The sequence below is a fragment of the Dechloromonas sp. ZS-1 genome, assembly GCF_039649255.1.
Taxonomy (GTDB): Bacteria; Pseudomonadota; Gammaproteobacteria; order Burkholderiales; family Rhodocyclaceae; genus Azonexus.
The window spans coordinates 1-22,095 of sequence record NZ_JBDIYD010000014.1 but is presented as its reverse complement, the minus strand read 5'-3'; the positions used below and the strand labels follow the sequence as shown (position 1 = coordinate 22,095).

The 22,095-nt window shown below is 58.7% G+C and carries 15 protein-coding genes; 3 read left to right on the top strand and 12 right to left on the bottom strand.

The annotated features are described in order from the left end of the window. Positions 1–2: 2 nt before the first annotated feature. The 8 genes from mgtE to AACO21_RS14070 all read right to left on the bottom strand — a co-directional run bounded on the left by mgtE (position 3) and on the right by AACO21_RS14070 (position 7,525). Entirely contained in the window at positions 3–1,445 is a 1,443-nt protein-coding gene (gene mgtE, locus AACO21_RS14105) for a magnesium transporter (RefSeq protein ID WP_346193165.1), read from the bottom strand. Positions 1,446–1,539: 94 nt separating this feature from the next. Beyond that, positions 1,540–2,235: a monofunctional biosynthetic peptidoglycan transglycosylase gene (gene mtgA, locus AACO21_RS14100; RefSeq protein WP_346193164.1), complete on the bottom strand. Its 696-nt coding sequence runs from the start codon at positions 2,233–2,235 to the stop codon at positions 1,540–1,542. Further along, complete coding sequence (aroE, locus tag AACO21_RS14095) at positions 2,232–3,056, bottom strand: shikimate dehydrogenase (RefSeq protein ID WP_346193163.1); 825 nt, start codon at positions 3,054–3,056, stop codon at positions 2,232–2,234. Before aroE ends, mtgA begins: the two co-directional genes overlap by 4 nt. 18 nt (positions 3,057–3,074) lie before the next feature. Beyond that, positions 3,075–3,953, bottom strand: coding sequence for an energy transducer TonB (locus AACO21_RS14090; RefSeq protein WP_346193162.1), 879 nt, complete (start codon positions 3,951–3,953; stop codon positions 3,075–3,077). Next, complete coding sequence (locus tag AACO21_RS14085) at positions 3,950–5,854, bottom strand: RNB domain-containing ribonuclease (protein WP_346193161.1); 1,905 nt, start codon at positions 5,852–5,854, stop codon at positions 3,950–3,952. The genes AACO21_RS14090 and AACO21_RS14085 overlap by 4 nt, the downstream gene beginning before the upstream one ends. 7 nt (positions 5,855–5,861) lie before the next feature. Further along, positions 5,862–6,443: a YqiA/YcfP family alpha/beta fold hydrolase gene (locus AACO21_RS14080; RefSeq protein WP_346193160.1), complete on the bottom strand. Its 582-nt coding sequence runs from the start codon at positions 6,441–6,443 to the stop codon at positions 5,862–5,864. Beyond that, on the bottom strand, positions 6,428–7,252 hold the full coding sequence (locus AACO21_RS14075) for an undecaprenyl-diphosphate phosphatase (RefSeq protein ID WP_346193159.1): 825 nt from the start codon (positions 7,250–7,252) through the stop codon (positions 6,428–6,430). The genes AACO21_RS14080 and AACO21_RS14075 overlap by 16 nt, the downstream gene beginning before the upstream one ends. 33 nt (positions 7,253–7,285) lie before the next feature. After that, entirely contained in the window at positions 7,286–7,525 is a 240-nt protein-coding gene (locus AACO21_RS14070; RefSeq protein WP_346193158.1) for a YkgJ family cysteine cluster protein, read from the bottom strand. 138 nt (positions 7,526–7,663) lie between these two features. Between AACO21_RS14070 and AACO21_RS14065 the strand changes: the two genes are divergently transcribed. The 3 genes from AACO21_RS14065 (at position 7,664) to AACO21_RS14055 (ending at position 12,831) form a co-directional block, all read left to right on the top strand. Beyond that, a complete protein-coding gene (locus tag AACO21_RS14065) occupies positions 7,664–9,016 on the top strand; it encodes an outer membrane beta-barrel protein (protein ID WP_346193157.1) in 1,353 nt (450 codons plus the stop codon). 8 nt (positions 9,017–9,024) lie between these two features. Continuing rightward, positions 9,025–10,524, top strand: a complete 1,500-nt coding sequence (locus tag AACO21_RS14060; RefSeq protein WP_346193156.1) for a FecR family protein — start codon at positions 9,025–9,027, stop codon at positions 10,522–10,524. 93 nt (positions 10,525–10,617) lie between these two features. Then, entirely contained in the window at positions 10,618–12,831 is a 2,214-nt protein-coding gene (locus tag AACO21_RS14055; RefSeq protein ID WP_346193155.1) for an adenylate/guanylate cyclase domain-containing protein, read from the top strand. Positions 12,832–12,834: 3 nt separating this feature from the next. On the opposite strand, the gene AACO21_RS14050 is transcribed toward AACO21_RS14055, so the two are convergent. From AACO21_RS14050 to AACO21_RS14035, 4 genes are all read right to left on the bottom strand, one after another. After that, on the bottom strand, positions 12,835–14,997 hold the full coding sequence (locus AACO21_RS14050) for a SulP family inorganic anion transporter (protein ID WP_346193154.1): 2,163 nt from the start codon (positions 14,995–14,997) through the stop codon (positions 12,835–12,837). Positions 14,998–15,073: 76 nt separating this feature from the next. Continuing rightward, a complete protein-coding gene (locus tag AACO21_RS14045; RefSeq protein ID WP_346193153.1) occupies positions 15,074–16,663 on the bottom strand; it encodes a ShlB/FhaC/HecB family hemolysin secretion/activation protein in 1,590 nt (529 codons plus the stop codon). 7 nt (positions 16,664–16,670) lie between these two features. Further along, positions 16,671–18,092 carry a FecR domain-containing protein gene (locus tag AACO21_RS14040; protein ID WP_346193152.1) on the bottom strand — a complete coding sequence of 474 codons (1,422 nt, stop codon included), beginning with the start codon at positions 18,090–18,092 and terminating at the stop codon, positions 16,671–16,673. Then, the coding region (locus AACO21_RS14035) for a hypothetical protein (RefSeq protein ID WP_346193151.1) at positions 18,092–22,095 on the bottom strand (4,004 nt) is incomplete at its 5' end. The genes AACO21_RS14040 and AACO21_RS14035, both read right to left, overlap by 1 nt.

Below are 22,095 nucleotides of genomic sequence, written 5' to 3'. Positions count from 1 at the left end.
GCTTACATCAGGAAGAGCGTGGCCAGCCCGAGGAAAATGAAGAAACCGCCGGAGTCGGTCAGGGCGGTGATCATGACGGAACCGCCAACAGCCGGATCTGCCCCGAATTTTTCGCGCAGAAGCGGAATGCCCACCCCGGCACTTGCCGCCAGCAGCAGGTTGAGCGTCATCGCCGCCGTCATCACGAAACCGAGCGCCGCATTCCCATAGAGCCACCAGGCGGCCAAACCGAGCAGCCCGCCCCAGATCAGGCCATTGATCGTCGCCACCCCGAGTTCCTTGCGCAGCAGGCGGCGCATCGCGTCCGGCTGTACCTGCCCCATGGCAATCGCGCGCACGATCATGGTGATCGTCTGGTTCCCGGAGTTGCCGCCGATCCCCGCCACAATCGGCATCAGGGCAGCCAGGGCCACCAGTTTTTCAATGGAATCCTCGAAGGCACCGATCACGCGCGAGGCGACAAACGCCGTCACCAGATTGATGGCCAGCCAGGACCAACGGTTCTTCACGGAGTCCCAGACCGAGGCAAAGATGTCTTCCTCTTCACGCAGACCGGCCTGTGCCAACTGCTCCTGCTCGGCTTCTTCACGAATGTAGTCCACGACTTCATTCACGGTCACCCGGCCCAGCAGTTTGCCATCGGTATCGACCACCGGCGCCGACACGAGGTCGTAACGTTCAAAGGCCTTGGCGGCTTCGTCCGCGAAATCATCCGGCTCCAGCTCGACGAAGTCGGTCTGCATCAGGACGCCAACCTCGGCCTCCGGGTCGTTGACCAGCAGCACATTGAGCGGCAGGACGCCTTTCAGCTTTTCCTCACGGTCGACCACGAAAAGCTGGTCGGTTTGGTCCGGCAGTTCATCGAAGCGGCGGAGGTAACGGAGCACCACCTCCAGGGTCACGTCCTCCCGGACAGTGACCATCTCGAAGTCCATGATCGAGCCGACCGAATCTTCGGGATAGGACATGGCGGCGCGGAGTTGTTCGCGCTCTTCGACAGAAAGACTGCGGAAAACGTCGTCGATCACGCCCTGCGGCAGATCGGGCGCGAGGTCGGCCAGTTCGTCGGCATCGAGCGTTTCGGCCGCAGCCACCAGCTCGGTGCGCTCCATCGATTCGATGAGGCTTTCCCGGACGACATCCGAGACTTCGAGCAGGACTTCGCCTTCGATTTCCGGATTGACCAGCCCCCAGACGATCAGACGCTCATCAGGCGGCAGGGCTTCCAGCACATAGGCGATGTCCGCCGGGTGCATGGGTTCGAGGCGGTTTTGCAACTCGTGCAGATGCTGCTTATGCACGATGTCCTCGACGAGGTCGTGGCGCGGCCCTTCCTGACGATGGACGAGCTCCTCCACCAGCTTGTGCCGGGCGAGCAGGGTCTGCACCTCTGCGAGGCGCTCCTGCAGATCTTCGCTATCGGAGAGCTGTGCTTCGTCGCTCATGGTGCAGTGCCGCAAAAGAGGTCGTCATTCTAGCACCGGCACGATGACGTCACCTTGACAAATTGTGATGCGGAAAACCCTTACCCGCGAAACTTCAAGGAATTTCTGCGGCCGGCATGCGCGCCAGAATGATGGCCGCTTTACGCGCCAGGCCGGGGGCAGCGCGATGGCGGTCGTAGTAGCGTGGATTCGGCACCATGCCGGCCATTTTGGCGGCGGCCTCAGGGCCTAGCTGTGCGGCAGACTGCGCGTAGTAATGCCGTGCTGCTGCTTCGGCACCAAAAACGCCATTGCCCCATTCGATCACGTTGAGATACACCTCGAAGATGCGGCGTTTGCTCCAGAACTGTTCCAGCAGCAAGGTGATCACCGCTTCTTCCGCCTTGCGGAAATAGGATTTGGTCGGCGTCAGGAAGAGATTCTTCGCCAGCTGCTGGCTGATCGTCGACCCGCCCGCGACATAACGGCCTTTTTTCTGATTCTTTTCGATGGCTTTTTGAATGCCATCCCAGTCAAAGCCTTCATGATCGACGAACTTGGCGTCTTCTGCGGCAATGATGGCGCGCTTCAGATGAAGCGAAATCCGCTCGTAGGGGACCCAGCTTTGCTGCAAACGGGCATCGGGCTGCGTCTGGCGTAATTCATCGAGACGAATCTCCATGAAGCGGGTCGTCCCCGGGTTGAACTGCCCCCAATACAGCACCCAGGCCGTCAGCCAGAGCAGCCACAGACAGCCCAGGCCCGCAACGAGCAGGATCAGGCGCTTCAGCCAGCGGCCGAACCAGGTCATCCGGCCAGCGCAGCACGCAGCGTGGCGAGCACGCCGGCCGTCGCCGGGCGCACGCCGCGCCAGACCAGAAACGCCTCTGCCGCCTGCTCGGCCAACATGCCCAAACCATCGGCACAACGGGCCGCACCGGCGAGGCGGGCTTGCGCCAGGAAAGGCGTCTCGCCCTTGCCGTACATCATGTCGTAGGCCAGGCAACCCGGCGCAAAGAGGCCGGTCGGCAAAGGCAACGGCTCACCCGCCAGGCTTGCCGATGTGGCATTGATGACCACATCGAACGGCAAACCGGCCAGATCGCTGAAGCTGCCACCGGACACTGCCGCCAGATCGGCGAAGGCCTGCGCCAGAGCGACGGCCTTATCGGCGGAACGGTTGGCAATGTGCAGCGCGGCGGGCGCTTCTGCCAGCAGCGGCTGAATCACGCCGCGCGCCGCGCCACCGGCACCGAGCAGCAAAATGCGCTTGCCCGCAAGGTCGACCGTCAGATTGCGCGTGATGTCGTGGACCAGTCCGGCGCCATCGGTGTTATCGCCCAGAATGCCCGCGCCTGAAAACACCAGCGTATTCACCGCCCCCGCCCGTGCCGCCCGTGGCGACAAGCGGGTGGCGAGACGAAATGCCTCTTCCTTGAAGGGCACCGTCACATTGGCGCCACGCCCGCCCGCTGCGACGAAATCAGCCACTGCACCCGCGAACCCATCCAGTGGCGCGAGCAGGGCTTCATAGCGGAGATCCTGCGCCGTGGCCGCAGCAAAAGCAGCGTGAATCTGCGGTGACTTGGAGTGGGCAATCGGGTTGCCGAAAACAGCGTAGCGATCGGTCATGAAACGGGCCTCGCGGCGTTATTTGGCGGACAACTGGTCGCCCTGCGTAAAGTGCCAGGTCCGGGTGATTTCAAGGATGTCCGTATCGCGCCGGATATCGGGTGGGAACGGTGCATACGGCGAGGCGAGCTGAACAATGCGGCGCGCCGACTCGTCGAGCACCTTGTGTCCGGACGAACGGTTGATATCGACGCGCTCGACCCGGCCATCGGCCGCAATGACGACGGTCAACACCAGGGAACCATACAATTTCCCACGCGCGGCCTCGGGATAATTCAAGGTGCCGACACGCTCGATCTTCATGCGCCAATCTTCGATGTACTGGGCAAAACGGTATTCCTCGGCCCGCGCGCCGATGAACTTCTTGCGCGGCCGCTTGGCGTACTCGTCGGTATTCTTGGCGATCTCGCCCTCCAGACGCGCCATCGCCCGGGCGGACTCGGCAAGGTCCAGCCCACTCACACTCGGCGCCGGCGTCGGTTGCTGGTTAGCGGTCTGGGTCGCCACCACCTGGCGCAGGCTCTTGGCCTGGGTCAGCATGCGCTGCTGTGCGGCCTCCAGTTCCTGCACACGGCGCTGCATCTGCTGCAGATCGTTGCCATGGACCTGCTGCGCGGTGACCGGCAGCGGCGTCTTGGCCCGCCGGTTTTCATCGGTATTGCCGCCCCCGTCCAGGTTAGCCTGGGCCAGCGCCTGCGCATCGGTCGGCTTACGGGCCGACTTGGCGTTCACCAGAATGATGTCCAGCGCCTTCTCGCGCATGGCCTGGCTGGCCTCCGGAAAACGGAAGTGCAGCGACAGCAGGAGGGCATGCACCCCGATCGACATCGCGAGCGCCAGCCACAGGCGCCGATCGTCCGGGCGAGCAGTCTGCCAACGCTGCGCCAGCGCACTCACGCAGCGTCCTCCTCGGCCTCCGCGGCGGCCTCAGGTGCAGCTTCCAGCACAGACAGGAAACGGCAGGTCACTTCCGGCGCCAGCAAATCGATCTGCTCGACGGCCAGGCGAACACGCTGCCCGGGCAACAGATCCGTCGGCGCCGACGGCACGCGGACCATCAGCGGCAAATGGTCGACCTTGACCAGCTGCTCACGGCGCACCGTGGCATCCACCTCGTTCAAGCCTTGCTGCTGCAGCCAGCGCAAGCACCAGTAGCGCTCCATCTGACGCTGGAATTCGGCATAGGCAGCGTAGGTCAGCTCGAAATCGCGCATGGCGGCGAAGAGCTCGGCGGATTTCTGGGCAAAGGGCGGCGTGTCGTTGCCCAGACACGCGATCAGCTGCCATTGATTGACCAGATCGCAATAGCGGCGCAGGGGCGAGGTCATCCAGGCGTATTGCGGCACCCCCAGGCCTTCATGCGGCAGCGGCGAGGTCGTCATGCGCACCTTGCCCTGCGTCTGGGCTCGGTACAGGCAGGCGATGTTCTTCTCGGCAAGCAGACCGCCCCAGGTCGAATTGGCGACGATCATCAGCTCGGCCACCAGCTTGTCGAGCGGGCTGCCGCGCTTGCGTTCGCTGATCTCGACGGTACACGCATCCGGTTCGGCCAGATCGCCGACGATGGCAAAGTTGTAATCGTTGATGCCCTGCGTGGCGGAGGGCTTGCCACGACGGCCTTCGCAGGCATTGGCAAAATGCCAGAGATGCAGGAGTTCCTTGGCAAAAGGCTCATCCGCCAAGGCACCGCCCACGGTCTCCGCATTGAACCAGGGCTCCACTTCGTGGTGTCGGAGGTTGGCGGCAATATGCACCATTTCAACACGGGATTCGTGGGAAATGACCTCAAAAACCTCGTTGACCGTCAGGTAGAGCGAGACCGCCGGACAATCGGTGCCACCGGCCAGGGTGTACTCGCCGACCACGGCATCGGGCAGCATGGTGATCTTGTTGCCCGGCATGTACACCGTCGACAAGCGGGCTCGCGCCACCCCGTCGAGCGGCGAACCATGCGTAATGGCCAGACCGGGTGCCGCAATGTGAATCCCGATGCGCGTCCCGATCCCGGGCAGCCAGGTCACCGACAGGGCATCGTCGATTTCGGTGGTATTGGCGTCATCAATCGAAAAAGCCCGCACATCCGCCCGCGACAAGCTGCCCGGCACGCCCGGCGCCGGCAAGGCCGGAAAACCGGTTCCCTTGGGAAACTGCTCGTGCAGGAAACGCTTGTAGTGCAGGTGATAGGCCGATTTGATCGCGCCGCACTTGAACAACAGTTGCGCCGCACTCAGGCCGGTTTCCGCGCAGGCCGTTTCGAAGGCCTTGGTTTCCGCTTTGTTGCGATCCGGCGCATAGAGCAGGCTGTCGGTCAGCGGCGCGATTTCCGGCGGCAGACGAAATTCTTTCAGGGCCTGGATCCAGCCTTCCATCGCGAGCGCTTGCTGACGCTTTTTTTCAAGTGCAGCCAGAGCAGCTGCGAGAATGTCGGCAGGTGCCTTCTTGAAGCGGCCCTTGCCTTTGCGATGGAAATAGACGGGCGCGGCGTGCAGGGCAAGCAAGACCGCCGTCGCTTCAACCGGGGCGGGCTCGTGTCCGTAGTAATCACGGGCAAAATCCAGAAACGAAAACTCGCCATCGCTCACGCACTCCCAGAGGAAATCCGCCTCGATTTCTTCTGCCAACGGGGTGGCCTGCTCGAGCAGGGCCGCGGCAGAAGGCTTTTCGAACCGCAGCAACACCGTTGCCGCCTTGATCTTGCTGCGCTTGCCGGACGGCATTTCGATCTGCAGGGACGCGTCGGCGTCGCTCAGCACCGTGCCGGCCTTGAAGCCGCCATCTTCTTCAAACAATACATTCATTTGCGGATTATATCCCGGCAAATTCAAGCAGTTGCGGAATGAACTCGGGAAACTTGGTGAAGCTGTGATCGCCACCGGGCAGGACCATCTGGCGACATCCGGCGTAGACCTCTGCCGCCTGGCGCCAATCGAGGACCTCATCGCCCTCTTCCAGCCACAGCCAGTAGCGTGCCGGCGTCAGCGGTACGCATTGGGCGCGCAATTGCGCGGCATGCGCCGGCGTGAAGGTAAAGCGTTCGCCGGTATGGAAATTCGCATGCTCACCGATGAATTTGGCCAGATCCAGACGGTCGACCGCCGCTGGATTGATCAATACGGCGCTCAGATCGTAACGCTCGGCCAGACAGGCGGCGTAATGACCGCCCAACGAAGAGCCCACCAGCGTTACCCGGCCTGGCGCCGCCTCGATCAAACGTCCCGCCTGGGCAACGGCTTCATCAGGCACCGGAGACAGCATGGGGCAGGCAAATTGCCCTGCCTGCCCTCGCGCCGCCATGGCGTCAGCCAGCAGGCGCGACTTCCAGGAGGCCGGTGACGAACAGAAGCCGTGCAGATAGAGGATGCCGGGCGAACTCAGTGCACCGACCATTCAACCCAACCAAAATGAGCCGTAGCCAGAACCACGATGCCAAAGACGATGCGATACCACGCAAAAACCGTGAAATCATGGCTGGAAATGTAGCGCAGCAACCAACGCACACAGAGGAATGCCGAGACAAAGGCCGACACGAAACCGACTGCCCACATGCCCAGATCGTCCACATTGAGCAATGCGCGCTCCTTGTAGAGGTTGTAAGCCGTCGCAGCAAAAAGGGTCGGGATAGCGAGGAAGAAGGAAAACTCGGTCGCCGCCTTACGCGAGAGGCCAAACAACAAGCCCCCGATGATCGTGGCGCCAGAACGCGAGGTACCCGGGATCAAGGCTGCCGCCTGCGCCAAACCCAGCTTGAGGGCATCGAGCGGCGTCATGTCATCCACTGTTTCCACGCGAATGCGATGCTCTCGCCGCTCGGCCCAAAGAATGAAAAATGCCCCGACGATGAACGCCAGCGCAACGGGTACAGGCTGGAACAAATGCGCCTCGATGGCTTTCTTGAACAGCAACCCCAGGACGGCCAGCGGCATGAAGGCAATCGCCAGATTCAGCACCAGGCGATTCGCCAGGCGGTTTCTCCCCAAGCCGCTCACCACACCGGCGATACGAGCCCGGTACTCCCACACCACCGCCAGAATGGCGCCGGACTGGATGACAATTTCAAACAACTTACCGCGATCGTCATTGAAATTGAGCAGATCCCCCGCCAGGATCAAGTGCCCTGTCGAAGAAATCGGAAGGAATTCAGTCAGCCCTTCGACGATCCCGAGGATCAGGGCTTTCAAAAGTAGCATCGCGTCCATGTCGCACCGCACAAACAAAGAGGACGCATTCTACTATCCCGGACGCGTAAGCGCCTCCAGATCGGACAGCCATATCAGCGCCGCCTCCCGGCTCTCGCCACACATCTCGGGCGAGGGCTGCAAGCCACTGCAACAGGTTGGACGTTCTGGCTGGCCGAAAAGGCGGCAACGCATCGCCGCATCCAGATGCGGGCAAGGAACACCGGCCGGCTTGTTGAGCGAGGAAATGGATGGCGCGATACAGCAGGCACCACAGCAGGGACGACATTCCATTTACAAGCGCTCGCCTTTGGCAAGTTGGCAATTTTGATTCATCTTAACATTGCAAAGCATCTATCACGTTGGTCATATTGTTAAGCAAAACAAGGGTCTATAAACTCGTGAGGTTTGCCGAAAAATACAGGAATAATAATGAAACGTGCATCTCTGGCAGTGATGCTTTCGCTTTTGTCCCTTCATACATTGGGGGCGACTGCAGATGATATCCGCGGTTTGATGGAACAAAAGCAATTTGCGGAGGCTTACCAACTCGGCAAACAGCATGCGAACGAACTGGGCACCCCGGCCTTCGACTTTTTCTTCGGCATTGCAGCCATCGACAGCAATGCGCCCGGGGAAGGCGTCCTCGCGCTCGAACGTTACCTAACGCAGTTCCCCGACAACCGCTCGGCCCGCTTCCACCTTGCTCGCGGCTATTACGTCCTGGGCGAGGATGCCCTGGCCCGCACCTTCTTCAATGATCTGCTCGAAGAGGCAGACAGTCAGGAACGCGACGGTATCAACAAATTCCTCGACGCCATCCGTGCCCGCGAATCCCGCTACACCCCCACCGCCGCCTTCTTTGCCGAAGCGGGATTCGGGCACGACAGCAATATCAACGGAGGGATTCGTGCCGGTCAGATTGCTGGCCTGCCTGCCGGCATGGTGATCAACCCCGGCACCACCCAGGAGAAGGAACGCGACACCTTCCAGACATTAAACATCGGCGCTCAAGGAACGTATCCAGTCGCACCCGGCATTGCTCTTTATGGCGGCGCCCAAGCCAGCGGCCGCTGGAACGGATCACAGGCTAACGACATTTTCGATCAGCGCACAGTTAATATTCAGGGCGGCATCTCGATTCTGAAAAACCGCGATCTATTCCGCATCGGCACAGAATATGCACTGATCGACGTCGACCGCCAATCCTACCTTGGCATCAGCTCACTGATCGGCGAATGGAACCATCAGTACGACCAGTTTAATCGTCTGACACTCGGTCTCCAGTGGTCACAATTGCGCTATGACAATATCACCATTTTCAGCGATAAGCAGAAAGCTTCACCGCTGAACTCCCAGGCCAGCCTGCGCGACAGCAATCTGTACATGGCCAACCTAGCCTGGACGCATGCCTTTGTCTCTCCAATGAATCCGGTCCTGACGCTCACCGCGAACATCGGGCAAGAGCGCAATAGCCAAAATCGCCACGATCTGTCGCGCGACATTCTTGGCGGACGCGCTGCCCTCACGCTGCAGCCCATGCCCAAATGGAGCACCAGCCTGGCATTAACCTACCAGAACAGCCGCTACGACAACGCCTTCTCCAGCGATGCCACCAGCCGCCGCGACCATTTCTACGGCAGCGAATTTGCCGTCACCTACGCTCTCGACCGCAACTGGTCGATCCGCGGCGAATACATCTACACCAACCAGCAATCGAATATTGGCTTCTACGACTACGACCGTCACGTCGTTGCTGCCAAAGTTCGCTACGATTTCAAGTAAGGCAGACGATGCGCACTCTCCGCCCCCTCCTGCTCGGTACCCTTGGTGCCCTGTTTGCCCACGCAGCCCTGGCTGAACCGGCCGGACGCGTTCTTTCGCTGGTCGGCGACGTGACGGTTTCCCGTGCCGACAAGAACATCAAACTGACGCAAGGCGCTGACATCGAAGCCGGTGACCGCCTTGTCGTCGGTGATAAAAGCAGCGTACAGATCCGCTTTACTGATGAATCCATCGTCTCGCTGCGCCCGAACAGCGAATTCAAAATCGAGGACTACCAGTTCAAGCGCAACGCTGAAACAGATCGCTCAACCTTCAACCTGGTCAAGGGCGGCCTGCGCACCATCACCGGTGCCATCGGCAAAGGCAACCAACAGAATTACGGCGTCAAGACCAGCACCGCCACCATTGGCATTCGAGGCACCCATTACGTACTCGTGAGTTGCCTTAACAGCTGCTTCAACCCGGATGGCAGTCTGGCACCCAATGGTTTGTTTGGTGGCGTGACGGATGGCCGCATTGCCGTTACCAATGATAACGGCAGCATGGAGTTCGGCCAGCAAGAGTACTTCCATGTCGCCTCAGCTAGCGAACCGCCACGCCGGCTGATCGCCCCCCCTCGTTTTCTGAACGGACAAACCATTCCCAGCCTGGCGAGCAAAACGGGAAATGGCCCTGCGACGCCGCTTAACAGTACCACGCAGGATAGCGGTACCTCAGCTCAAATCAGTACATCTCCCAGTGCTACTGATTTGACCTCGCCCTCGCCCAGCCTGCCCAGTTCGGTCACACAGTACTCGGTTAATGGGCAGCCTGCGCTCAGTTCAGGCACAGGTCTCATTGCGTTGGTTCAGGCCAGCGGTTATGGATTTCCAAATTCCAATGGAACCTCAACCAATGTAACCTCAGATCAAACGACATCAGCAGAATTTGCTGCCGCCGGCTACAGCAACATCACTACCCCAGCATCCTTAGCCAGCGCCCTCCAGAGCCAGGGCACGACAGTCGGTTACAACGCAAGCGCCGGGATCTACTGGGCATACGAACAACCGGATGCCAGCGACGGAGCGGGCCACTTCGGGTGGCACAGTGGCTGGGGTGACCCTGTAACCAATATGCCGACCAGTGGTATCGCAAGTTATGCATACGTCGGCGGCACCAGCCCAACAGATAGCCTTGGCAGAACGGGCACATTTACGGGCAGCACGCTATCGGTCAACTTCTCGACGCAGCAGATTACCAATCTCTCTGCCATGCAAATGAATTTTACCGGTGGCCCGGGCGCGACAACCATCACCTTCGCTGCCAACCAGACTTGGAGCATCGGCAGTCAAACAAATCAGCCCATCGCTGCAACATGTAGCGCTGGGTGCACGATTTCTTATGCCTCCACCAACGGCCAATTTACAGGCAATGGCGCAACGGGCTTGGCAGCATCCATTGCCGTGGCAGGGACAGTCAGTGCCCAAGCTTATGCAGCAGGCACGGTGGCTGTATTCGCAAAACAGTAAAACAGCACTCCGCATCTCAAAAATGAGCACCGTCCAAGGTGCTCATTTCGTATCGAATTGCCACAGAGCCGCATCCACCTTCTCACGTACAACATGAAAGCTTTCGTCGTTCGCAGTTGCATCGGCATTCTCTTCAGCCTGATGCTACTCGCCCATGCTGCGAAAATTGTGGAGTTTCCCTTCATCACCGTTCTCGACCATTATCTATACGATGTCCGAGTTCGGCTTTTTGCCAAAGAAGGTATCGATGATCGCATCGTGATTGTCGATATTGATGAACGCAGCCTGGCGGCCATTGGCCACTGGCCTTGGGGCAGAAATAAAGTCGCTGATTTGGTGCGACGACTGAACGAGGATTACCACGCAGCCGTTATCGGATTCGATATCGTTTTTGCAGAAGCAGATGACAGTTCAGGGCTCACCGAACTCGAGCGTTTGGGACAGCATGAGCTCAGGGACGACAAGCGTTTTCGCAATACCCTCAATGCGCTACGCAGCAAGCTCGACTACGACCAGCTATTTACCGAACGCCTGAAACAAAGTCCCAGCGTGCTCGGCTATTACTTCTCCAATCAGCAGAATGCTCGACAAGGCGGACAACTTCCTCTGCCGGTATTCGGCCCTGGGAGTCTTGCAAGCTTTGCAGAACAATTCGTCCGCTGGGAAGGCTATGGCGCAAACCTGCCGCACTTCCAGAAAGCAGCAGCCAGCGCAGGCTTTTTTAACCCTATGGTGGACTTCGATGGCAGCATTCGGCGGGTTCCCATCCTGGTCGAACATGCCGGCGCCTACTACGAAGCACTCTCGGTGGCGATGGTACGCACCGTTCTGGGCAAAACCGAACTCGAAGCTTGGGCTGCAAGCCCGGATTCCGCTATTGAGGCCATCAATATTGTCACCCCCAGGGGAACACTGAGTATCCCCGTTGATGGCGACACCTCCGCGCTGGTGCCTTACAGAGGCAGCGAAGGCGGTTTCACCTACGTATCTGCTGTCGACGTACTAGAGGGCAAAGTTGATCCGAACCTCATGCTTGGACGAATCATGCTGATCGGCACGACGGCCCCAGGACTAAATGATCTCCGGACCACCCCCGTTGGTAGCAGTTACCCTGGCGTCGAAATTCATGCCAATTTGATTGCCGGCATACTCGATGGCTCGATCTCAGAAAAACCCGCCTATTTAACTGGCGCGAATATCGTCATGTTGATCGTGGTCGCACTCACCCTGATCACATTTCTGCCCCGCCTCTCCCCACTGAAAGGGGCATTCCTGGCGATCATACTTCTCGCCAGCATGATCGGAATCAATCTCGCGTTCTGGCACTATTTCAATACCGTTTTGCCCCTAGCCTGCGTTCTGCTCGCCATATTTGGACTCTATGGATTCAATACCGCTTGGGGCTATTTCATCGAATCTCGCAGCAAACGCCAATTCACCGAGCTGTTTGGTCAATATGTCCCACCTGAACTGGTCGACAAGATGGCTCAAAACCCCGAGCAGTACAGCATGGAGGGGCGAAATCAGGAGCTGACCGTTCTTTTTTCCGATGTTCGGAGTTTTACAACAATCTCAGAAGGCCTTGACCCGAAGGAACTGACGCATCTGATGAATGCTTATCTGGATGCCATGACCAAGGTCATTCAGCAGCACCAAGGTACGCTCGACAAATATATCGGCGATGCGATCATGGCATTTTGGGGAGCCCCGGTCGAAAATCCGCACCATACTCGCCAAGCCCTGCTGGCTGCGCTCGGTATGCAAACAGCATTACGCCGGCTAGATGACAGTTTCAAGGAACGAGGCTGGCCATGTTTGCAAATCGGCATTGGCATCAATACCGGCATCATGACCGTCGGCGACATGGGCTCCCAAATTCGTCGCGCTTATACCGTCATGGGCGATGCAGTGAATCTTGGCGCTCGACTCGAAGGCATCAGCAAGGAATACGGTGTTGGCATCGTTGTTGGAGAATCCTGCCTGCCCAGTTGTCCCGACTTTGCCTTCAGAGAACTGGATCGCGTGAGAGTCAAAGGGAAAGATGCCCCCGTCACGATCTACGAACCACTCGGCCTGATTTCAGAGCAATCCCCTGAAACATTGCATGAATTGGCAATGTGGACGCTCGCCCTTGAAGAGTACCGGGCCCAAAACTGGAATGCGGCCGAGGCATCCATTCGAGACCTGATTGCACTGACTCCCAACCGCCCTCTTTACACGCTGTACTTAGCGCGGATAGCCCAGTTGCGCACCACCCCGCCGGAGGATGCGAACTGGGATGGCGTCACCACTTTCAAAACCAAATAAACCTCAGCTTTCAAGGGCCCCCAGTTGCCGATTGGTCAGTCGCAATCGCATGGACATCTCATGTGCGATATTGCGCATGAATTTGGCGAACAGCGCTGGATGCTCACCCTGAAGGCGCAGGAAATGCCGCCGAGGCAAAGAAATCAACATACTCGCCATCCCGGCCACGGCATCCGCCGAGCGAGGCAAGGCATCGATCAGGGACATTTCGCCAAACATGACACCTGGCGTGATCACGGCCAATCGGCGTAATCCTTGCCGTCCTACCATCGACAAGCCCAGTGTCACCTCGCCCTCAAGTAGGACAAAAAGGCATTCACCTTCATCCCCCATACGAAACAGTGCCTCACCGGCGACATACTCGCGTGGTTCAAAATAGGCCAGCAAGGCCGCCTGTTCGTCCTGGCTCAAACCAGAAAACAGCGACATGCCGGCATAAGGAAGCTTACGCAAACCTTTAAGTTCTGCATCGCTCAACACCATGCCGAGCAAGATGTCTTCGGCAAATTCAATCGCGTGGTCAGTGTCCTCAAACTGATGCGCTACCGGTACTGCAGTACCTAAGCGCACAGCCACATCACCCGGCAAAATATGGGACAAGAGCAATTGCCGCCCTTCCCGATCGCATGCATGGCGAATCTGCCCCAGAATCTGTATCCCGGTTGCATCCCAATCACGCACCCTGCGGCAGTCCAAAATCAGAAAATCGGCGTCGGCATGATCACGCTCCAGTACCGTACGCAGTCGATCGGCCGATCCGAAAAACATGGGACCATCGAGTTCCACAACATGAATCCGCTGCCCTTCGCGCAGCAAACACTGCTCTGCAAAGTCTGGCCGAACCTTGAGTGAGCGACGCGCATCGCAGCGATAACTGCGCCGAACCAATGATGAAGACATGCGGCGCACGAACAACAGCATGCTCAAAGTGACGCCCAAAGCAACCACCACCACAGGATTCAGCCAGACCATGCTCAGCAACATCAGCAAGATGACTAGAACGTTTTCTCCGACATCCCCCCGCTCTTGCTTGAAAAACCAGGCTTTCGCCTGCTCCAGGGACCACGGATCGATCATGGCGACACCTGACTGAATCAAGACGCCCGCCATGGCTGCTAGTGGCACATAAGAGATCACGTCCCCTGCAAGCAGAACAATCCCAAGCAGAATTACGCTACTGAAACCACCGGCACGACGTGATTGCCCCCCTGCTTTATAGGCGGCAATCGCACGCGCCAAAGTCGCCGAACTGGCTACCCCGCCAAAAAGCCCTGATGCAACATTACCCAGCCCAAAACCAATCAATTCCTGATTGGCATCATGACGAGAATGCGCGAGAGCATCCAATGCTTGAGCCGTCATGAGCGTCTGCACAGCAGACATCAGCGTCACTAGCAACGCGGCGGAGACAAGATGCACCCAATCCAGATGCAAAATTGCTGCAGGCTCGAAGGCCCCCCACCAGAGCGGCGTTTCAGACAAGGCGGGAAAGCGGCCAAGGGCATGCCCAAAAGAACCCGGCCCGAGGAGTTCCCCACCTACATAATGGGCGGCACTGCCAGCCAACAAGCCCAGCAGCGCAGGCGGAATAGGAAGTTGCCATCGGGGGGCGTGCACACAAACCCAAAAAGTGATCACGGAAACACATACAGCCCCAATATGGATGTTGTGAAGCAGATTCGTCCATGCTCCACCTGGGGTGGCCCCCAATGCCGCATGTACCTGGGAGAGGATCAGCAGAATCCCACCTCCCGTCATGAACCCGGACGTCACAGGGCGCGGGATGTATTTGACCAAACTGCCCCAACCAATCCATCCGGCAAAAACAAGCATGGCACCCGATAGGCAAACGATCAGCGCCAGCATCAGCATCACTTCACCAATACCAGCACCGCTCACCCCCATACCGGCCAACGCTGAAGCAAGCACAATCGAGGTCGAGTTAGAAGGACCGCCACTTGTGTGACAAGCACTTCCAAAACAGGCTGTGACCAAGGCGGCCAACAGCGCACAGATCAAACCGGACTTGACCGCCAAGCTGACATACGCCGGTCCCAATGGCGCCATTGCGATCAAACCACCGCCCATGGCAACCGGGAGTGCGACCATGGCCACAGAAAAACCCGCCAGACAATCCGACGCCCAGCCTTTATGCGAAACAGGCATGTATTCAACCCAAACGATGCTTTAAACAAGAAACCGAGTTTAGCGCGGCGCCCTGAACAAAATGATGACAAAAAGATCAGAACATCACGAATAATGCCCCGTGCAGGCGGGTCATGCCGCTGCGTTGCGGCAGCGCCTCATCAATCACGCGCCCCAAATCAAAACGGTAGCTCAGGTCTTTTCCATAGCCCCCGCGAACGCCCAGCCCCACGCTCGAGATCGACAGCGCCGACGCCTCACCTGGCTGGGGCCGGTTGCGCCACAAGGCAGCAGCATCATAAAACGCGAGCAGCCGTAGGCGATGCAAGCCGCCACCCAGCAGTTCTGGTGTCATCAACTCTGCACTCGCACGGACGCCCTTGTCATTGGCAAATTGGCGTTCATAGAAACCTCTTACCGAGTCCTGCCCACCCGCGCCAAACTGCTCCCCGGAAATCAGGGCATCCCGAGTGTATTGACCATTGGCAGCCAATTTCAAGATCCAGTCTTTCGGCAAGGACTGATTCAGTACCGCATTGAATCGCCAAGCCTGATAATTCGCAGTTGCTTGTGCGCGTCCCCCTGGTTTCGTGAAATCCTCCGTGCGACCGTCCCCTCCGCCCGGAATGTTATGCAGATAGGTCAATGCCGCCTGGAGCACCCGGCTCTCTTGCTGTAATTGTCCGCCATATGTCAGTGATACCGGGTGTACAACCGTATCAGGGATCAGGCTTTCCTGAGATCCCTCTGCCGTGACTTTGTTGGTATAAATCCGGTAATCCAACCCGTAGGTGAGCTTACCCAACCAGTCTCCCCAGCGCGGAAACATCTGCTCGTATTTTCCGGAGAAGACATGTCCGCTACCCGAAATTCCGATCGGACCAGCAACCGTCGTCAGCTTGCCGGAATTCACATTCGAATAGCCATAGCTCAGCTCCAGCGCATTCCCCGTCGCGTACAGCGGCATGCGATAGCCCAAACCGGCTATTTTCACATCATGGATAAATCCCGGTGAGGTCAGATACTGGAACGACAGGGCATGGTCCCGATCGAACAAATTGGCATGCTGCACGATGAAACCAGTCCGGTAACGCCCCGTGGCATATTTGCCATCCGATCCTTTTACGCCGGTGTTATCTGCCGAAACAGCAAAACGCAGCGGATTCTCATCGCTGATCCGCACCGATGCATCCAAAGTTCCTTCTTGCTCCCCCTGCCGGAACACCAGATTGGTTTGTTTAGCGGCACTCTCATTCGCCACTCTCAAGGCTGCATCAATCCGGGCAAGATTGGGATATTGCCCTTCCGCCAAGCCGGGCAAGCTGCGCCGAATGTTTTCGGTTGAGAAATGCGTATTCCCCACGATTTCGACCTGCCCGATCGTCGCTTCAATCACGCGGACGCGAACCAGACCATCAGCCAATTCCTGCTCAGGAAGCATGGCTTTGACGGCTCCAAAGCCATGCTCGGCATAGGCGTGCTCAATGGCGGCCAGCGCACCTTGAATATCAGACATCGCACGCCGTGCGCCCACAAATTGCTGGGCGCTTTCCTGCAACAGCACCGGGCTGAGCAAGCTTGCATTCTCGACAACGAATCCCTTGATTTCAAATCCGGCAACGTCTTCCGCGACGGCCCCCGATACAGCCACGGTCAACAGCGTGGCGAAGATCATTTTGTTCAACATGGATCGCTTACTGTGCACGACACGAGGCGGGATCAACATGCATCTCACGGAGATACAAGTCATTTTTCACGAAATCAGGCTCCGCATTCAGCAAGACCACTTCCCGACCGTTGGTACCGGCATAGCCCACTTCGCCGCGGCGTAAAAACAGTTCCTGCCCGCTTTCCTGCATCAGCGATACGGCCCCTTCCTTCACCGACACATAGAGTCCGGCCTCAGAGACATCCCGGGCCTCCAGACCGAACAAGGCAACATGATCGATCACCAATGCCTCGGGTGCCGGCGCCCGCTGCAAAACATCACTCCCGGGGGGAAGCAGTACCGGAGCCCCGCCAGGCTGGTCGATGTATGCAATCCGTCCAATCGGCACCTGAAGGCGATGGTCGCCTGAAACCAGTTCAATCAGACCATCTCGCGTTGAAGCATAGAGCGCTTGATCGCAGGGATGTGCCGCATCGGGAACATGAATCGCAGCCCCCGGCTGATAACTGCCTCCCGGCACGCACCAGATATCGAAATTGGTCCCCCGGATACCGATTGTTGCAACCACCGTCTGAACTTTCACCCGCTCAGGCTGCTGCTTGCCCAAACTGCCGGTCACCATGCGCAGCCCCCCCTTCACCAGATCGGTCACCGCATGGCTGCTGCTCGCGCCATTGGGGTGAAAACGTACGCTGGTCAGCTGATATTCACTCCCCTGATCCAACACGACACGTGCCTTATCATTGAACTCCAGGACGGCGTGCCCGGGGGAACTCACGCGCACGGTTTCCCCGCTCAGGAGAGCCTCCCCGGCAACAGCAAGGCGTGTCTTCACCCCATCGGAGACCTTCACCTGCCCGGAGAAAGCGGCCAGACGGGCAGCAACAGGCAAGGGGGCTGGCGCACCTTTCTGCCGGGGCTGCGAGCCGCTCCCAGACACGGTCATGGGCCCTGATGGCGGTCGCTCGATGTTGCAATCGCCTTTGCATTCGCGCACGACATATTCGGTACCGCGTATCCCGATCGTCGCTGTCGAGCCCTGAACACGATAGGCATTCTCGTTACCGCGTTTACCAATCAGGCCGGTCACGGTACGCATTCCCCCCTTGACCAGGTTGACGACCAGCGCATCCTGCGTCGGACGCTCTTTCTCGAAACGATAGCGTTGGATATTCAGCGTGCTGAGCGGGCGGACCCCCATTTCCGCGCCATCCGTAAAATGCAAGCGAACATAGGAGTCTTTCTCGGTGGACACCACGTCCCCCTCTTCCAGCTTCGAGCCCACGGCCAGTGCCGTTCGTTTTCCAGAGAGGCGCAAGACCGTCACGACCCCGTCCACTACCTCAACCGTCGCAATCGGCTCCGCCAGCACACCCAGACTGATCCAGCACAAGGCAAAACACAAGCAGGCACGGAACGTCGCGCCCCATTTTTTATGTGCATCCATCAGCGGCAAACCTTCATATCCTCGCGGGTGCTCGGCATCTGTGCCGCACCCAGCATCACCAGTTGCTGAATCAACGACGCGTCGACATCACTGTGCGTAACGCGTGTCATATCAAACGACATGGCCCCGACTGTCAGGGCTCCCGGATCCGTAGCGCCCCCGCCAATGCTTGTCTGCAACTGCACCAATGCTTGCAACGGCGATGTCATTGAGGAAGATGCTGCGGATGCAGCCCCGGCCATCAGCAAATTCAGAGATGCGGTGCTGGTGTTCATCGACATATTCCAGCCAGCAGGGAGGTTGGTGCTGCTGAAGGCACCGGTGCTGGACGCAAAATTCATGAAGGTATAGCTGCTGCCTGCCGCCGGCACATAACCACCATAGCTGCTCACATTCAAGGTTCCGGCCAGATTGGCGGTTCCAGTGACGGTAATCGTGTCAAACCCGCTTCCAGGGGTCGTGCCACCGAGTTCGATCTGGGTGACGGATGTTGGCGAGAGGTTCAAATTGCCGTTGACCGTCAGGCTCCCCGGAGAGAAGCCTACCGACAGCAGCCCCCCCGTCAGGGAAAGATCGCCGGAAATCGTGCCGCTGCCCGACAAAGTACCGCCCACCATACTGAAGCCGCTGCCTCCAACCACCACATTGGCCGAAGTCCCCGCCCCTGCCCCCAGGTGCAACGCACCCCCGTTTTGAACATAGCCGCCCGAGAAAGTGGTTGTCCCGCCAGAGAGGCTCAAGCTCCCCGCATTGGTGAATTGGCCGGTAAAGGTCAAACCACCGGCACTATTGATCGTGCCGTTATTGGTAATCGGATTGGTGATTGTCCGGTTACTCATGTTCAAGGTGCCGCTGTTCGACATCTGGCCGGTGGACTGCCAGTTCACCGTGCTGCTCGCCGGCAGATCAATGGTGCCCCCTGTCATGTTGATCGCACCGGCACCGGTGAGTTGCCCGCCGTAGAGGCCAAACAAACCACTGACGTTCAGGGGGCCGTTGTTGGTAATCGTGCCACCAAACATTTTTAGTTCGGTATTGGCCGGGATCGAAGTCGTCCCATTGAAGGTCAGGCCACCATTCAACAAGCTCAAGGAGCCATTGGGCAAACTCAGTCCGGTAAAGGCAAAGGTCAGGTTCGGGTTGTCAATGACACGATCCCCATTGCCAGCAAATGCAAACGCACCCCCGTTCACGTAAGCCAGCGTACCGCTCCCCGAAAATGCACCACCAGACCAATACAGGGTGCCACCATCCTTAGTCAGGCTGGCACCATTACCGAGATTGACGGTGCCTCCAGACTGGGTCGCACGCTGGCCAGCCAATACAAGATTACCGCTCACATTCAGTGTCCCGGTATTTGAAAAATCACCGGAAATCGTTCCGCCTTGCAGGGTTGCCTCGCCCGCATTGACGAACGCGCCCCCCAGCACAACATTATTGCCACTGATGCTGCCGCGGTTCGTCAGATTCCCGCTACCGACAAAACCCATGGTGTTCAAATTCAGGCTGCTACCAGCGTCGACCGTCAGACCCGCCTGGGTACCGCTCAACATCAAGCCACCACCTGCCGCAAAATTACCGCTGCCGCTGACGCTGCTACCATCCAGGAAAATGTGTGTCCCACCGGCAAAAGCCAGCGTCGTCCCAGCATCTGCCGCAAAGCTGCCACTGTGCGTACCGCCACCAGTCAGATTGAGGGTGCCACTGCTCACCCGAACCAGGCCGGCATTATTAAGCACCTTGCCAAGCGAGAGACCGCCGGGCGCCTGCTTGAGGAGCGCCCCGGTGATATCCAGGCGCCCCACACCAGACAAAGCACCGCCCGCCAGACTCAGCGTGCCGTCGACAGACAACGTGCCGCTATGACTTAGGGTCCCACCACTCAAAACCAGTGAGGCCCCTGTTGCAATGCTACCGGCCGCCAGGGAAAGACTGCCGCTCTGCACATCCAGGCTCCCGCCCGCCATGGCAAAAGTACTCGCATTCAGGGTTTGGCCATTGAGAATCCGCACGCCACTACCATTAACATTAAAGGTCGCCCCGCCAGTCAATTGCCAATTACCGATACCGGCCAAGGTGCCGCCATGCCAATTGACCGTGCCACCACTCTTGGTCAAGGTCGCACCACTGTTCAAGGTGATCGTTCCGGCATCGATATCAAACGCACCGCTACCGCTGATGGTGTTTCCCGTCCCCGAGACGGTCAACTGCCCTGCATTGACGAAATTGGCATTGAGGGTGCTGCCACTCATCAGGACCGTCCCCTGATTAGTCAGTTGGCCACCGCCACCAATACTGCGGTTGCTGAGATTCAAAGTCAGCCCGCTGCCAAGCGTGGCACCTGTCGTCACGCCAGTCACATTCAGGGTGCCCCCTGTCCAGTTAAAGGCCCCATTACCTGACCCACCCAAGGTCGCACCATCAGCCAGATTCAAGGTACCGCCCGTAAAACTCAAGGTCGCACCGGTTGCGATGTCCAGGCTACCGGTCAGCGTTCCGGTGCCACCCGATACCGCCACCGTACCCGCGCCCGCCAATACCTGCTGACCCGCGCCGCTGGTATTCAAACCACCACCCAGCGACAACGTCCCGCTCAGCGCCTGCAGCTTGCCCCCCGTTTCGTTGCTGAACTGGGCGTACCAGATGTTGCTCGTCCCCGTTCCACCCGTCTTCACGAACGTGCCCGTATTCCGGATCAGGCCAGGCGTGCCGGATTGGTAGTAATTGATGTACGAATCATCAGCCAACTCATACCGACCCGCATTGTCCAGAACACCGCCGTTAAACAGCATGAAGAACGTGCCCGAACCACTCTCCGTCAGAGTCCCCTCATTGCGCAGCGTCCGCTGCAGATATTTCCATCCCGAACCACTTAGCGTCCCCGTCACCCCAGACGCCAGCTTCGTCGTCCCCGTCCCGGACATCGTCCCGCCCGTCCAGTTGAAGCCGGCCGTCGCCGTCAGCACTCCGCTACCGCCCAGCGTGCCGCCACTCATCGCAAAGTTCGCAACACTCGCACCGCCGTCAACATTCAGGATGCCACTACCGGAAATACCTAACGTGCCCGACCCGCTCGTGCCGAAGGTGTTGCCGGAAGAAACGGTATGCGTACCGCCACTGAAAGTGATCGTCCCACCGGTTGCGATGTCCAGACTACCGGTCAGCGTTCCGGTACCACCCGATACCACTACCGTACCCGCACCGGCCAGCACCTGCTGACCCGCGCCGCTGGTATTCAAACCGCCACCCAGCGACAACGTACCGCTCAGCGCCTGCAGCTTGCCCCCTGTTTCGTTGCTGAACTGGGCATTGTAGATATAGCTCGTCCCCGTACCGCCCGTTTTCACGAACGTCCCGGTATTACGTATCAGCCCCGCCACGCCAGATTGGTAGTAGTTGATATACCCATCATCAGCCAGTTCATACCTCCCTGCGTTCTCCAGAACCCCGCCGTTATCGAGCATGAACAAATTCGAAGTAGTGCTTTGCGTCAGCGTTCCTTCATTCCGAAGCGTCCGTCGCAGATATTTCCAACTTGGACTACTGATCGCCCCCGCCCCTCCAGCAGCCAACTTCGTCGTGCCCGTTCCGGACATCGTCCCACCCGTCCAGTTGAACGTATTCGTCGCCGTCAGCGTGCCCACACCATTCAGCGTGCCACCACTCTGGGCGTAGTTCGCAATGCTCGCCGTGCCATCCACCGTCAAAGTGCCGCCGCTAACACTCAGGGTGCCCGCCCCCATCAGCGTACCGGCAACCGTGCCCGCACCGCCCAGCACATCAACCGTACCCGCGCTGATAACGCCATTGCCGGTGTTATTGAACTGGTAAACATTCAACTGGCCACTCTGAACATCGAAGGTGCCGCCATCGTTATAAACAGAAGCCCAACTGTAATCCCCCAGAACCAGCGTCCCCGTACCCCCGGTTTTCCGGATCGTGCCGCTGTTGGTGATCAGCCCGCCGGCCGAGCCGTAGGCGTAGCTCAGGTAGCCATCCGTGG

Excerpts from the sequence above, each read along its gene's own strand:
- AACO21_RS14075 (WP_346193159.1), bottom strand. The coding sequence starts at position 7,252 with ATGGACGCGATGCTACTTTTGAAAGCCCTGATCCTCGGGATCGTCGAA.
- aroE (WP_346193163.1), bottom strand. The coding sequence starts at position 3,056 with ATGACCGATCGCTACGCTGTTTTCGGCAACCCGATTGCCCACTCCAAG.
- AACO21_RS14060 (WP_346193156.1), top strand. The coding sequence starts at position 9,025 with ATGCGCACTCTCCGCCCCCTCCTGCTCGGTACCCTTGGTGCCCTGTTT.
- AACO21_RS14050 (WP_346193154.1), bottom strand. The coding sequence starts at position 14,997 with ATGCCTGTTTCGCATAAAGGCTGGGCGTCGGATTGTCTGGCGGGTTTT.
- mtgA (WP_346193164.1), bottom strand. The coding sequence starts at position 2,235 with ATGACCTGGTTCGGCCGCTGGCTGAAGCGCCTGATCCTGCTCGTTGCG.
- AACO21_RS14070 (WP_346193158.1), bottom strand. The coding sequence starts at position 7,525 with ATGGAATGTCGTCCCTGCTGTGGTGCCTGCTGTATCGCGCCATCCATT.
- AACO21_RS14080 (WP_346193160.1), bottom strand. The coding sequence starts at position 6,443 with ATGGTCGGTGCACTGAGTTCGCCCGGCATCCTCTATCTGCACGGCTTC.
- AACO21_RS14055 (WP_346193155.1), top strand. The coding sequence starts at position 10,618 with ATGAAAGCTTTCGTCGTTCGCAGTTGCATCGGCATTCTCTTCAGCCTG.
- AACO21_RS14040 (WP_346193152.1), bottom strand. The coding sequence starts at position 18,092 with ATGGATGCACATAAAAAATGGGGCGCGACGTTCCGTGCCTGCTTGTGT.
- AACO21_RS14065 (WP_346193157.1), top strand. The coding sequence starts at position 7,664 with ATGAAACGTGCATCTCTGGCAGTGATGCTTTCGCTTTTGTCCCTTCAT.
- AACO21_RS14045 (WP_346193153.1), bottom strand. The coding sequence starts at position 16,663 with ATGTTGAACAAAATGATCTTCGCCACGCTGTTGACCGTGGCTGTATCG.
- mgtE (WP_346193165.1), bottom strand. The coding sequence starts at position 1,445 with ATGAGCGACGAAGCACAGCTCTCCGATAGCGAAGATCTGCAGGAGCGC.
- AACO21_RS14085 (WP_346193161.1), bottom strand. The coding sequence starts at position 5,854 with ATGAATGTATTGTTTGAAGAAGATGGCGGCTTCAAGGCCGGCACGGTG.